The organism is Lentibacillus kapialis (assembly GCF_014646635.1).
Taxonomy (GTDB): Bacteria; Bacillota; Bacilli; order Bacillales; family Amphibacillaceae; genus Lentibacillus; species Lentibacillus kapialis.
Genome location: NZ_BMNQ01000044.1, coordinates 1 through 13,287, shown reverse-complemented (window position 1 = coordinate 13,287; position 13,287 = coordinate 1). Strand labels below are relative to the sequence as shown.

General features: G+C 36.1%; 13 protein-coding genes. 4 read left to right on the top strand and 9 right to left on the bottom strand.

The features are described from left to right. Positions 1-130 precede the first annotated feature (130 nt). The 8 genes from IEW67_RS13055 to IEW67_RS13020 all read right to left on the bottom strand — a co-directional run bounded on the left by IEW67_RS13055 (position 131) and on the right by IEW67_RS13020 (position 6,417). On the bottom strand, positions 131-616 hold the full coding sequence (locus tag IEW67_RS13055) for an ureidoglycolate lyase (RefSeq protein ID WP_188633521.1): 486 nt from the start codon (positions 614-616) through the stop codon (positions 131-133). A gap of 14 nt (positions 617-630) precedes the next feature. Next, the gene (locus IEW67_RS13050) at positions 631-1,380 is read right to left on the bottom strand and encodes a BtpA/SgcQ family protein (protein WP_188633520.1); all 750 of its coding nucleotides are present in this window, start codon (positions 1,378-1,380) and stop codon (positions 631-633) included. Between the two features lie 40 nt (positions 1,381-1,420). Next, positions 1,421-2,248, bottom strand: coding sequence for an energy-coupling factor ABC transporter ATP-binding protein (locus IEW67_RS13045; RefSeq protein WP_188633519.1), 828 nt, complete (start codon positions 2,246-2,248; stop codon positions 1,421-1,423). Positions 2,249-2,253: 5 nt separating this feature from the next. Beyond that, on the bottom strand, positions 2,254-3,099 hold the full coding sequence (locus IEW67_RS13040; RefSeq protein WP_188633518.1) for an energy-coupling factor ABC transporter ATP-binding protein: 846 nt from the start codon (positions 3,097-3,099) through the stop codon (positions 2,254-2,256). After that, positions 3,096-3,881 carry an energy-coupling factor transporter transmembrane component T family protein gene (locus IEW67_RS13035; RefSeq protein WP_188633517.1) on the bottom strand — a complete coding sequence of 262 codons (786 nt, stop codon included), beginning with the start codon at positions 3,879-3,881 and terminating at the stop codon, positions 3,096-3,098. Before IEW67_RS13035 ends, IEW67_RS13040 begins: the two co-directional genes overlap by 4 nt. A 520-nt stretch (positions 3,882-4,401) precedes the next feature. Continuing rightward, positions 4,402-5,004 (bottom strand): hypothetical protein, encoded by a 603-nt coding sequence (locus IEW67_RS13030; protein WP_188633516.1) that lies wholly within the window; start codon positions 5,002-5,004, stop codon positions 4,402-4,404. A 77-nt stretch (positions 5,005-5,081) separates the two neighbouring features. Next, entirely contained in the window at positions 5,082-5,600 is a 519-nt protein-coding gene (locus tag IEW67_RS13025; protein ID WP_188633515.1) for an ureidoglycolate lyase, read from the bottom strand. Between the two features lie 79 nt (positions 5,601-5,679). After that, positions 5,680-6,417 (bottom strand): GntR family transcriptional regulator, encoded by a 738-nt coding sequence (locus IEW67_RS13020; protein ID WP_188633514.1) that lies wholly within the window; start codon positions 6,415-6,417, stop codon positions 5,680-5,682. Positions 6,418-6,816: 399 nt separating this feature from the next. On the opposite strand from IEW67_RS13020, the gene IEW67_RS13015 reads away from it, so the two are divergent. From IEW67_RS13015 to IEW67_RS13000, 4 genes are all read left to right on the top strand, one after another. Next, entirely contained in the window at positions 6,817-7,275 is a 459-nt protein-coding gene (locus IEW67_RS13015) for a hypothetical protein (protein WP_188633513.1), read from the top strand. Positions 7,276-7,334: 59 nt separating this feature from the next. Next, complete coding sequence (gene srtD, locus IEW67_RS13010; RefSeq protein WP_188633512.1) at positions 7,335-7,958, top strand: class D sortase, LPxTATN-specific; 624 nt, start codon at positions 7,335-7,337, stop codon at positions 7,956-7,958. A 287-nt stretch (positions 7,959-8,245) separates the two neighbouring features. Further along, on the top strand, positions 8,246-8,890 hold the full coding sequence (locus IEW67_RS13005; protein WP_229671844.1) for a sunset domain-containing protein: 645 nt from the start codon (positions 8,246-8,248) through the stop codon (positions 8,888-8,890). A gap of 271 nt (positions 8,891-9,161) precedes the next feature. Continuing rightward, positions 9,162-10,823 carry an amidohydrolase gene (locus IEW67_RS13000; protein WP_188633510.1) on the top strand — a complete coding sequence of 554 codons (1,662 nt, stop codon included), beginning with the start codon at positions 9,162-9,164 and terminating at the stop codon, positions 10,821-10,823. 119 nt (positions 10,824-10,942) lie between these two features. Here the strand turns inward: IEW67_RS13000 and IEW67_RS12995 are convergent, their stop codons facing one another. Then, positions 10,943-12,403 carry a sodium:solute symporter family protein gene (locus IEW67_RS12995; protein ID WP_188633509.1) on the bottom strand — a complete coding sequence of 487 codons (1,461 nt, stop codon included), beginning with the start codon at positions 12,401-12,403 and terminating at the stop codon, positions 10,943-10,945. Positions 12,404-13,287: the final 884 nt, after the last annotated feature.

The following is a 13,287-nucleotide window of genomic DNA, read 5'->3' as shown; positions in this document are numbered from 1 at the left end:
GCCTCCTACTAAGGACTTGTTAACAGTCATAGTCCATGAAAAATAACATAAATGAATCATTAAATTTATTTTTGGACTACCCTTTATAACATTTATAGCCATCGGTGGTTTTTAAATTTTGTTTTAGTTTTCAAATATCAACAAGTACAGGTTCGGGAACAATAACAATCCATTCGTTAACTATCTCTTCTCTCTCTAAAGCCATCCAATAGTAATAAACTTCATCTTTCAAACCATGACACGCATCATGCCAGACACCTTTTTTCAACACAACTACCTCTCCAGGTCTAACAATAAATGCCTCAGCACTCTCGGTAGACGGGTAGTCATTTTCGTCACTTTTAGCAACCGTAATAACAAATGGATCAGAAAGACAAAAAAGAGCTTCTTGCGTATGCAGATGTCTTTCCATTGTATGTATTTTTGCAGGAAGTGGAGACCCTAGTGTGAAACCTAAATTTCCAACTGTGTCTATCAATGGATGTGTAGTTCTGACATCACTAAAGCCTTCTCCTTCAGTACTAATAACATCTTTTGTTCCATTCTTCATATTGTAGTAAGTTCCGTACTTCGAGAAATTTTCTGAAGTAACCTGAGTAGCATTAATATTAAGCATAGCAAACCCACTCCTTAATTTTTCATTGATTTTTTCCCTCTGAGTTTTTTGACTTGTTCCATAAAAATATCAGTGTTTATTGTACTGACAAGTCCATCATCTTTACCATTTTCTTTTAAATAACTGCCCACAATGCCGGCATCTGCAACAGAAAGTTTTGCCATACAATTTTCTTTGGTCAGTCCTGCGCCAACGACTAATGGAAAATCTGGTCCAATAATAGTTCTAAATTCTTCAATTTTTTTATTGTCTGTTTCGACTCCTGTACCACTCCCCGTAACCACGATTCCATCACAGCGTTTTTTCCCGATCGAAAGGTCTTCTTCTAAAGGTCTTCCTGATAGATAAGGTTGATATTTAAATCTAACTCCACCTAAAACATAAGCGCTTGAAGACTCTCTTAATCTTTTTATTTGTGCGTTAAATCGCTTATCATCTTCTTCGTTCAAATGTCCTGCCACTGAATCTAATTGGATAAAATTCGCATTATAATGATTAGCCAATTCAAATGCTTTGTTATCGTTCCTTAGTACGTTAACACCGTAAATAATATGACTTCTGTTTTCATTAATATACTTTAGAACTGCTTCCACATCAGCTACATCTCCAAAGTAATTTTCGACAATTACTCCATCAACACCATTTTCAATAAGTTTGTCTATCTCATGCTTAGCAATAGTTACTCTTTCATCACTATCATCACCTTTTAAATGAAGCATTGCCAAAATAGGCTTTTCTACTTTAAACAAATCAAGAAAACTCATAATATCACCCTTTTCACCAATTTTATAGGTTGCTCATTTTCTATTTAATATTTGTATGCGGTTTGGAAGAACATGAAATTTTATTCACAAGCTCATCTCTATATATGATTTTTTCCTCAATACCAACCTCTTTTGCTAACTCACCGATTTCAGGTTTTTTTATTTTTGAAGCTGCCACAACAGATTCGTTCCAAAAAATATTTCTAGGTATATCATCAGCAATGATTTTTTTATTTGCCATCGCAACTACCCTGGTGAAATTATCTGCAACAAATTCCATGTCGTGTGATATTGTAATTACAGTTTTCTCTTCTTCTTCTAACACATCGAGCAGTTTACTGAGTTTGTTAATGCCTTTTAAGTCTTGGCCAGCAGTTGGCTCATCTAATATTAAATATGGTGTCTCCAAAGCAAGTATCACAGCAATTGTTACAAATTTTCTAATCGCAAAAGGTACATCGAACGGTTTCATATCCAAAAAATCTTCAATACCTGTTAATTCTACGGCACGCTTTACACGACGCTCAATTTCTTCAGATGGTAACTTCAAATAACGGAGTGTGTATTCAATTTCGTCCTCAACAGAATTATTAAAAACTTGGTCATCAGGGTTTTGAAAAACATAGCCAACGTATGCAGAAATTTGAGCGACAGTTTTGTCTTTTGTATTTTTACCATCTATGAAAACATCTCCATGCGTAGGTTTGTTCAAACCGTTAATAAGTTTTACTGCTGTTGTTTTACCCGCCCCGTTTTGACCAACAATTGCAACTCTTTCACCTCTGTTTATTTTAAGATTTAATTCCTCGTTAGCAATATGATCATTTGGATAGATAAAGGTAGCGTCTTTAAGTACAATTGATTTCATTTACATCATCCCCATCTTTTCGCAATTTGTTTCTTTGCTTCAGCCTTAGTAATAGCAAATTGGTCAAATGGTTCATTGATATTTTCCATTTCATGAGATAGAAGAGCCACTTGAGGTAAGTTTATACCCCTATTTAATAAATCTTTGTTAGCTAAAATTTCATTTGTTTTTCCCCAGTGCTTCAATTCTCCTTCATCTATAACCAATACCTCGTCTGCATATTCTGCAATCAAATCTATTTTATGTTCTACTAGAAAGATTGTCTTCCCTTGTTGTTTTAACTTATTAATAATATCAAAAATCTCAATTGTCCCTTGAGGATCTAATTGGGAAGTGGGTTCATCAATAACTAAAATATCATTATTCATGGCTACTATGGAGGCAAATGCTACCCTCTGTCGTTGTCCTCCTGAAAGTTCATTTGGATTTTTTTTTGCTAAATCCGTGATATTAAGAAGTTTTATTACATCGATCACTCTATCAATTATTTCATCTTCTTTGATGCCAAGGTTTTCTAAACCAAGAGCTATTTCTTCAAACACTGTTTCTTTTATACCACTAATTTGAGAGAATGGATTTTGAAATATATATCCAATAGATGTAGCTAATATATTACTATCCCATTTTCTAACATCTTTTCCTTCGATTAATACTTCACCATATAATTCACCTTCGTAAAACTCTGGAATAAGGCCTTTAATCAGGTTACATAAAGTAGTTTTTCCACTGTTATTTGATCCTATAATTCCATATAAATTTCCTTTTTCAAAGCTATAACTAATGTTTTTTAACACATTAGCTTTACTTAAAGGATATTTATAAGATATATTCCTTAATTCGATATAACTCATCCTACGAACCTCCATATAATTAATGAAATCACAGCAAGGTTTATAATAACTACTAACAACTTTTCCCAAACTGGCACAGAGCGAAGGAATTTCAAGTGAGAATGCGAATTATCAGAACCAAATGCTCTTGCATCCATAGCTATTGACTTTTCTTCAGCCTCTGAAATAGCTCCTAAGAATAAGGGGGTTAGTACTGGAATGAAAGCTCGAACCCTTGTGAAAACATTGCCTTCTGTTTCGATTCCCCTCGATTTTTGAGAATCCATTATGACATTCGCCTTATTTTTTAAGTCTATAATAGTCTGCAAAGATGAAAGAATTATAAAACTTGCTGTATGTGGAACACCGATTTTTTCTAAGGCATATGTTAAACTTTGTGCTTTGATTGTTACACTTAATAACACTAGTACAGCAGTAACAACCAACATGATTGTTCCATAGCGTATACCCAAATCAACTCCTTCTTGGGTTATATTAATGATTCCAAAATTAAATATAGTAGTATCTCCTGGCCAAAATATTGCACGCAGAATAAAAAAGAACGGTCCAATAACCAGACCCAACTTTAAAAAAGGGCTTATAAAATTTTTAAATCTACCAGATGTAACTGCAAGTAAAATATAAAAAAGTGTAGCACCAATGCTAACTTGCCAACTAGGGTAAAAAACCGGGATAAAAGCTAGAATAATGATTATATTCATTTTGCTTAGTGGATTTAAATCCAAAAACCAATTTCCACTCAGTTGCGGATTTCTATATGAATTAATAAATTCAGCATCCATAATGGTCACTCTCCTAACATTTGTAATGAGTTATTGATACAAGTCTATATTTTTTGACCAAAATTTTAGTAATTATACGATCACACCAAGTTACTTGTATATACATAGTCAATAGGAGTGAGTACTAAAAACATTGAAAATTGAAAGATTGTTATACACAATCAACTAAAAAGACACCAGTCATACAAAGTATTCCCGTAGCCCTATATCCCGGATTCCCGAATACTCGTAACGAGGTAGTTGGATAACCCAATGGTGGCGGACATTTGACCTTCTGTACACTCGTTATAGTGTCACATGCCAAACTCATGATAAGAGAAGAGACAAGCGAAGAATGGAACACAGCTCAATATTAATATCTCAAGGTTTTTCTTACTTCCTCGTTAAGTAAAGGCGGGAATCCAGGCTATATATTAGTTTTTGCGTTTTATTTAATAATGATTGATTATTTTTTATAAATTATCATATTCAAGGAGATTAAATACTCTTTATTTTAGCTGTAAATCAATTCTTGAACACCTTATCCTGCGGTCTGGGATGTATTGTTTTCCTTCAAAAACACACGCCCCTGCGGAAGTTTAACCAAAGTTCTTTCTGGTATGTTCCAAATAATCAAAAACACAATTATAGCAGTGGGTATCTTATCAATCAGATCTGTACTTATATTTGAAATAGTAGCTGCCGCCCATACAGGGAAACCTGATGACATTAATATTCCTCCTATTACTCCAGTTCCACTAATTCCTAAACCATTAAAAATGAAGTAGGAAATTAATGACCCACTGATACCTGCAAACACTCCAATTCCCGCGCCAGACACAATAGCTTTCCACACTTTGGAGAAAAATCCTTTTTTGGCCAAATATCCACCTAAGAAGCCAATAATTACATAATTAGTAACATAAAATAGGGTTTGAGGATTTGTGATTGATATACTAAGACATGTAACTAATCCAACAATTATACCAGCAATTGGCCCGCCTATCGCCCCAATAGTCAAAGTACCTATAGCATCCAAAAATAAAGGTAGCTTCAACAAAACTGCAATCTGACCTCCAACAAAGTTTACAGCTATACCAATTGGAATCATGAAGATCATTAGACGCATTTTATTATTCTTCATTTCAAATTCCTCCCTAGTTGTTTTTTATAATTTTCAATCACTTTATTTGATTTAACAACCCAGTCATCAGCTGCGAGTTATAATTTGAATTGGACTTTATTATTGTTATTAAATTTAACCCATGGATTTACCATTTCATCACCGAACTTATCCGGTTTCTTTTCAATAGCAAATAAATAAGTGGTGTCACCATCGACAGGATAAGCCGGACTATGCCAAATACCTTTTTTTATAACAATTCCTTGGCCAGGTTTTATACGAAAACATTTCACATTATCCGAATGGGGTTTTTCGTCAGGATCTTCTATATCTATACAGTCAGCAACCGGCTGAAATATTTCTTTTTCTAAAGGTATGAGTAATTCATCTCTACTTACGTGACGTTCCATAGAATCAACAACATATTCACGATTTTTCGTGTTTACCAACCCCATTCCTATAGGTTCTGATATATCCATCATTGCAATATAATTCCAGCAATCCCATCCGTCACCTTTTTTGGGAGGCGGAGTGTTAGGATAATCAATCACTTCACCATAGTTATTAAACGTTTCTTTGTTTAAATCTATTACTTGTATAGACGTTGTTTTTTCCATTGTTATATCCTCCTACATCACATATATAGCGCTTTCATTTTAGGTGAAAATCTTTTGCTTAAATTTCGGGCTTGATTTCTCACAGGTGCTTTAATTTTATTGTATATTTATATTTATCAGACTTATAAATCATGTTAGAAACCTCATATGGGCTACCATCTTCCAGACTAGTTGTTCTTAAAATTTCTAATACAGGGACAGGAAAATTTATACCTAGAATTTCAGAATAAAAATCATTTGGTAAGTTGGCCTCAACAGTCTCTTCAGAATTTCCTAAAATAACCCCTTCTTTAATTAATGATTTGTACAATGATTCCCGTTCGAAGTTATAATTCTCTAATTTTATGCTAGGAGTCAAATCAATGTTTAAATACGTTTCATGCATACCAACAACTATTTCATCCACCAGTCTTATTCTATCTAACTTCAGTACTTTTTGATTATCGCTTAATTCCAAGATTCTTTGTATTTTTTGACTTGGAACCACAAGTTCATTAGTTAATATAACAGATTGGACATTGTAACCTTTGTTTTCCATATCTTGCGTAAACCCAGTTAAACCCGGTCTGATCGGCTCTAGTTTTTTATTAGCTACAAAAGTCCCCTTTCCCTGAACCCTTTCTAAAACACCTTCATGTACCAAATCCGTTAATGTTTGCCGAACAGTAGTTCTGCTTAGATTATGAACTTCTTGTAATTCTAACTCTGTTGGTATCATCTCCCCTTCTTTCCATTCTCCAGAATCAATTTTACCAACTATTACCTCTTTTAATTGAATATACAAGGCTAAGGGATTTTTTCGACTAACTTGAAGCATTTACAACACTCGTTTCTTTTTATTTCATAGTGTCATCATATTGTTATAACATATTTTAATCTTACTAAGTCATAAAGTCAACATTAAATTATGCTTAAATTTTTTAATTTCAGAATCACTTAAAATTTTCCTTAGAATTTTTTAAATCAACAAAACTAAATTCTCGACATAATTCGTCAAAATCCAGTAAGTGAACATGGGCACCAAAACCAGGGAAAAAGGAATTTCTCTAACCAAAAATCTATTTTTGCAATACTCGTTGTAATATTTCGTAAACTTCTTGTAACATAACTGCCAATATGTTACATTTAATTAAGCGGTTACATAAGTAGTCGATTTTTAGAATAATAGACTATATCGTAACGGCTAAAATAAATGAGATAAGGGGGAATAAACAAAATGAAAAGCAAACACTTAACGTTGGCTGTATTGCTTTCCGCTCTATTTATGTTTGGGACAGCTCAATCAGTCTTTGCTAATCATTCAGGAGATTTGGATTGTAAGGATTTTGATACGCAAGCTGAAGCACAAGCACATCTAGAAGAACATCCAAATGACCCAGACGGCTTAGATAAAGAAGGAGACGGACTTCCTTGCGAGAACCTTCCAGCTGGTGATTCCGATGCATCCAGCAGTGATGACACACCCACATCTGAGAACGACACCGATTCAGAAGCCACTTCATCCGAAGAGTCTACTTCCTCTGAAGAAGATGCATCATCTGAATCCAAAGACAATACATCATCTGAGGAACAGGGAGGCGAGCTGCCTGATACTGCAACAGTGTTACCCCTTGGAATTCTGGGAGGTCTAGGCGCTATGGCCCTTGGTGCACTTGGTATACGCAAACGTCAGTAATCTTTGAGGGCAGGCGATCGAATCGTCTGCCCTTCTCAGATTTTAAGGAGGAAAAACGGATGATTCGTAAATTATCAATCCTATTGTTTGCGATTGGTTTCATAGTTTTTGTTTATAATGGCTGGAGTTACTTTCAAGCGACGCAGTCAGTCCAGCAAATACCTGAGAAGACAGAAGAGGAAAATGTTGATATAGAGAACAAAGAGAAGGAAACGGAGGAGGATAATCCAGATTCCACTTATCATGATGTTAATCCACGCTCCCTCAATTTCGATAATAAAAAAGGAACAGAAGTAGCAATGCTCGATATCCCAAAGATGGACAAGCGTTTTACAACTTATTGGGGAACGAATGAAAAGTCGCTTGATCAAGGTGTTGGTATGTATGTCAGTAAATGGACGACAGTTCCTAACCACAAAACCGGTCATACAGTACTTTCTGGTCATCGTGACACCGTGTTCACCGGGTTAGATGAGCTTGGCCAAGGTGATATGCTTGAAGTCCATTACAACGATGAAGCGTATGAATATGAAATCACGACGACATGGATTACTGATGCAGATGATCGGTCAGTAATTGTCGAAAAAGAGGAGCCTACCTTGACACTTACAACATGTTATCCATTTGATTATATCGGTTATGCACCTAATCGTTATATTGTCCAGGCTACTTTGGTTGAATAAAGAATCAAAAGAACCTTTTCAATTATTTTGGATGATCTTTATTAGTTTTACAATAGAGAAAATCTTCTTCTGTCTATTCCTATTCTGTTCCGAACCTACTAAATAACTATGTAATCATTTACTAGATGTTCACCGAATGCTTTGATTACAACTTTCATAAACGATGGAACTAGAGTTGGGTGTTTAACTTCATTTCTGCTATTGGTAGATATAATCTTTAGGTAACTGCCGATTAACCGGATAATGGTATTATAGCAATATCTAGTATTAGATGGAGTTGGTTAAATATGAATACCATAATAATGGTATCAATGATATTTATATTATTAGGTTTAAGCAGCTATTTGTACTCACACTTTAGGATAAATGGAATAACGATGAAAAAGAACCTACCTATTTTAACGCTTGCCCTATTTCTCACTGTTTTAAGTGGTTGTGGGATGGATTCAGCAGCGGAATTAGATAAGGAAATAGAGAAAAATGAAAATTTAACTTCGGAAATCACTGAATTGGAAAATAGCAATTCCAAACTTCAAGAGGAATACGACGAACTAGAAAATAAATTCGATGAATTAACAGAAGAAGTTTCACAACTAAATCAAGAAAATAAATCGATCAAATCAGAAAATGAAAAACTGTCCGCAGAAATTGATTCACTAGAAAGTAGTAATAATGAATTACAACAACAACTAGACAAAAAACAAAAGAATAGCGCAAGTAGTAGCAACTCAACTTCGACAACTTCAGGGGAATCTAGTGAAGTTGGTTCTGATGCAACACAATCAACTGGCGATTGTGAAATAAAAGGGAGTGTAAATGGAATCTACCATACTCCTGGTAGCACCTATTACAATCAAACGAAAAATGTTGTTGAATGGTTTTGTTCCGAACAGGAAGCTCAAGAAGCTGGATATAGAGCACCCAAGAGATAGTCATCCATTGGTACTTAATGTTAAAAAGAAGTTCTATGTTTTTTGAAGTCTTGCTATTTAATCCGGGTGGTGATCAGGCACCTCAAACCTATAACCTTTCTCAATAACCATCATCCTCTTTTTTTATTAACGAAATATTTTAAAAATATTGACGCCAGTCTTATAATTCTTTAAACTTATCTCATATAAAGAGCACTTCCAATAAATTGTAGCAGTCTCATGGTCATACAACTTAGACATACTGGCTTAATAAATTCAAGGGAGTTTTTATATGAGTATTGATCTTTTATTTACCAATGCCAATGTCTTAACTTTAGACGATGATAACAGAAGAGCCGGATCAGTGGCTGTCTCGGATGGAAAAATCGTTGGTATCTGGCAGGAGCCTGCCCCCCCCATTACTGAAGTAAACATAACTGAACAAACCGAGGTTATTAATCTTCAAGGTAATACATTACTACCCGGATTTATTGACACTCACAATCATATCTTGATGTATTCTCAAACCCAAAGCCAAGTTAATTGCAGCTCCCCGCCACACAAAACGATTAAAGACATAAAAGAGGCTATCGGTTCTAAAGGAAACAATATAACCACTGGAGAATGGATCGTTGGTTATGGCTACGATGACACGCTTTTATATGAGAAGCGACATCTGACACGTTGGGATTTAGATGATGTTTCGCCTAACAATCCAGTCATGGTCAGACATATTTCTGGTCATTTGGCCGCAGTAAATTCATTGGCTTTAAAATATGCCGGATTAGACGACCGTGTAACCGATCCTGAAGGAGGACATTACGGCAGAGACGAGCATGGTAAACTTAATGGGGTTATCTTTGAGCCCGCAGCTATGCAGCGAATCCTCGATCGAATACCAAAGCAGTCGACTGAGGAGATGATCCAGGCATTAGGAAAAGCCTCAAATGAATATTTATCACATGGTATTACTACAAACACAGACGCTGCCGTAGGGTTGTTAGCTGGATTAAGGGAATTGGATGTACATTTAAAAGCCGCAGCCCGTAATGTAAACCCTATGCGTACCCAGCTCATGATTATGCATCAATACTTACAAAGAGGGGAAAGATTCGGCGATTATTCGCCCCGCCAACTTAATGATGAATTAATGGAACAATCTAATGGAAAAGCAAAACTGGATAGTGCAAAAATGTTTCAAGATGGTTCCATTCAAGGACTGACAGGCGCATTACGCGAGTCATATTATCAACATCCCGAAGTTTATGGAGATCTTATCCATGATGAAAAATTATTTCAGGACGAGGTTCTGGACTTACATCAACGCGGCTTCCGTATAACCACTCACGGAAATGGCGATCGTGCTATTGGCTCTATTTTAGATGCCTATTCCAATGCTTTAGGGAAAAGCCCAAAAAAAAACCACCAGCACAGAATTGAGCATGTTCAAACTGCAACATCACAGGACATATCCAGAATGGGGGATTTAGGTGTCGCGGGATCCTTTTTCATTAATCACGTTTATTTTTGGGGCGATAGACATGAGAGAATTTTTCTCGGACCGGCAAGAGCACAGCGACTTAATCCGCTTGCGGAAGCAGTTGATCAAAATGTGTTATTCACGCTTCATTCTGACTGCCCAATAACACCTATATCACCATTATTTTCAGTCTGGGCTGCCGTCAATCGTTTAACCAGAGAAGGTAACATCCTAGGGGCTGATCAACGAATTGATATTGAAACAGCCCTCAAATCCATGACGATTTATGGAGCTAGGTTGATTTTTGATGATAAAAACGTGGGAAGTATAGAAGCGGGAAAAAAAGCAGACTTCACCATACTTGAAGCAGATCCTACAAAGGTCGATCCGATGGAGATTAAGGATATAGCGATTAAGTCCACTTTTATCGGCGGGGAACCTGTGTATGGTCAAGAAACACTCGTAACCAATTAGGTTGACAATATTTGAAAATGAATACAGAGACTATCCTTAGTATTCTTCTAAACCAAGGATAGTCTCCTGTTTGTTTTCATTTATCGGATGGTTTCCCCCATGACAGTGAACTTGCCGCTTTATGCTTCTCTTTTGTCTTCTTCTTCCAATGATTCAAATCCTGAACCTTGACCTTCTTTAGAAGCATAATAATATGATATAACTTCCTCATCCCGGGAATGCTTAGTGAAAACACTAACCACTATCAATAGTACAAAAGATGTGATAAGTCCCGGTAGTATTTCATGTATGCCAAAAGGTTTTCCTAATAAGTACCACGTAAACGAAACAAGCATACTTCCAATAATACTCGCAGTAGCTCCCTTCTTTGTCGCTCTTTTCCAAAACATAGTAGCCAAAACCGGCATCACTAATGTTACAGCTGTGAAGGACAACGCTATTTGATATATTTTAATGATATCCGTAATATACAGAGCAATAAATAACCCTAAAATTGCCATAGATGCAACGGATATGCGTGCAGCCTTTAACACTTGGGCATCTTTCGCATCCGGAGCAACCCAACCTTGATAAATGTCCTTTGAAATATTGATAGCACCGCTGAGAAGAAATGAAGTAGCACCTGTTAATAGTGCCGCCAGAAGAGAAACTAAGAACAGACCGCCAATGGCAGGATGAAAAACATTAATCATAAAGTCAATGTATACTAAATCAGGATCTGTATTTGCCGGTAAAGTCTGAAGAGCCATAATGCCAATTAAAACCGCCAATAAGCCAATTAGACCGGAGATAATAAATCCTATATTTACCGACCATACTCCTGTTTTCACCGATTTTGCAGCAGACACGCGCTGCCAGGTTGTTTGCCACACGATATAAAAAGGTCCGAAAACCAAAAACCAATTCATTAATTCCTTGCCGCCAATGCTGAAAAAATTAAATAAATCGTCAGGCGTATTTTTAATGACTTGTCCAGCCCCACCAGCATAGTTTAAACCTAAGATGAATACTAAGATAACCCCGGCAAGTATGACTACAGTCTGTATAGCATCTGTCCATGCAACACTCGGCATACCCCCTAAAAGAGTAAAAGCAACTGCAATAAAAAAGCCTAATAAAATCCCCCAAGTTACCGGTATATCTATTATTGCGGATAGAATTGAACTCATACCAACCAATTGCATGCCAAATGTTGGTGTCATATATAAAAATGCAATAATCAAAGCTGGAATTAAAGCGGTTCCTTTGCCAAATCGGCGTACAAATAATTCAGGTATCGTATAAAGTTTTAATTTTCGTATGGTAGGACCTAAAATAGTAACTGCTAGAATGGTAAAAGATACATAGCTAATACCAGTGATAATATAAGCAATTCCCATTTCAAATCCCTTTCCAGCTCCGCCTATAAGTGCTGCAGAACCTGTTACCGTCGCAATAACAGAACCACAAATCGGGAAAAAACCCAGGCTGAAATTGGCCATCACATAATCATCCGCGGTTTTGATTTTCCGGGAATAAATAATACTGACTGTGAAAATCACAACTAAAAAAACAATTACCCACATCAACCACCAATTCACTCGACCACTCCTTTGTAAATATTGGGTGTTACGTTTATTAAGGTGGAAAAGTTGGCGAAATCCGGGAGTCACACCGTGTATGATTAAGTCGCTTTCGTTTTTTCATCGTTCCTGCCTGAAATTATGCACCCCCAAAATGTTACCGTTCTCATTTTCTTTTTACCAATATTATCTTGTAATTAGTAATTTTTCAATAGTTTTGTTAATTCATGTCATAATAATCTTTAATAAAGGTTATTAACTTGATTTATATTTAGTGGCATAGAGCAAGGATATGATAGACCAAATCGAAAAAGTGTCATATTGAATACTGCCATGAGGTAGACCCACCTTTGCTATCTTTTAGACCCATGTATGACAGGGAATAGAAACACATCTGACATAAGTGACCCATATCTTCACGAAAAAGCTGCATAACCACAGCGAAGCTACTTGCCTTTGACCGAAGTGCCACTTTTTAATGATCGCTGAAAGGAATCGGTGCCCGCTAGCAGAACTCAGGAGTGACTGTCCATAGTACACAACCCTCAATATCTTTAGCGTTTATAGGACTGGATCTAACCTTGTCACAAGTGGGGATAAATTGTGTCATAGGTCAATCTAAAAGAAAAAGATAGCAACAGCAAGATTATTCTGTGTCTTTATTCAACCACAATTTATGCTCATAAATAAATATGGCCAAAGAAATACTCTAAAATCACTTGACTCTTGCAATTTTTATATGAAGCCCTAAAAAAGGCCAAACTTATCCCTTGTTGCAGGTCCCGATTTTAAAAAATAAGGCTATAGATTTTGATCGCTTTAAAAGTCAGGCTGTGAGCTTTAATTGCTTCAGCACTTCGGCAATTGGTTTTTCGGCTAATGCCTGCTCGTACGCATAAACG

Bases quoted from the DNA above. Each gene is read 5' to 3' on its own strand.
- IEW67_RS13055 (WP_188633521.1), bottom strand. From the start codon at position 616: ATGCTTAATATTAATGCTACTCAGGTTACTTCAGAAAATTTCTCGAAG.
- IEW67_RS13050 (WP_188633520.1), bottom strand. From the start codon at position 1,380: ATGAGTTTTCTTGATTTGTTTAAAGTAGAAAAGCCTATTTTGGCAATG.
- IEW67_RS13045 (WP_188633519.1), bottom strand. From the start codon at position 2,248: ATGAAATCAATTGTACTTAAAGACGCTACCTTTATCTATCCAAATGAT.
- IEW67_RS13040 (WP_188633518.1), bottom strand. From the start codon at position 3,099: ATGAGTTATATCGAATTAAGGAATATATCTTATAAATATCCTTTAAGT.
- IEW67_RS13035 (WP_188633517.1), bottom strand. From the start codon at position 3,881: ATGGATGCTGAATTTATTAATTCATATAGAAATCCGCAACTGAGTGGA.
- IEW67_RS13030 (WP_188633516.1), bottom strand. From the start codon at position 5,004: ATGAAGAATAATAAAATGCGTCTAATGATCTTCATGATTCCAATTGGT.
- IEW67_RS13025 (WP_188633515.1), bottom strand. From the start codon at position 5,600: ATGGAAAAAACAACGTCTATACAAGTAATAGATTTAAACAAAGAAACG.
- IEW67_RS13020 (WP_188633514.1), bottom strand. From the start codon at position 6,417: ATGCTTCAAGTTAGTCGAAAAAATCCCTTAGCCTTGTATATTCAATTA.
- IEW67_RS13015 (WP_188633513.1), top strand. From the start codon at position 6,817: ATGAAAAGCAAACACTTAACGTTGGCTGTATTGCTTTCCGCTCTATTT.
- srtD (WP_188633512.1), top strand. From the start codon at position 7,335: ATGATTCGTAAATTATCAATCCTATTGTTTGCGATTGGTTTCATAGTT.
- IEW67_RS13005 (WP_229671844.1), top strand. From the start codon at position 8,246: ATGAATACCATAATAATGGTATCAATGATATTTATATTATTAGGTTTA.
- IEW67_RS13000 (WP_188633510.1), top strand. From the start codon at position 9,162: ATGAGTATTGATCTTTTATTTACCAATGCCAATGTCTTAACTTTAGAC.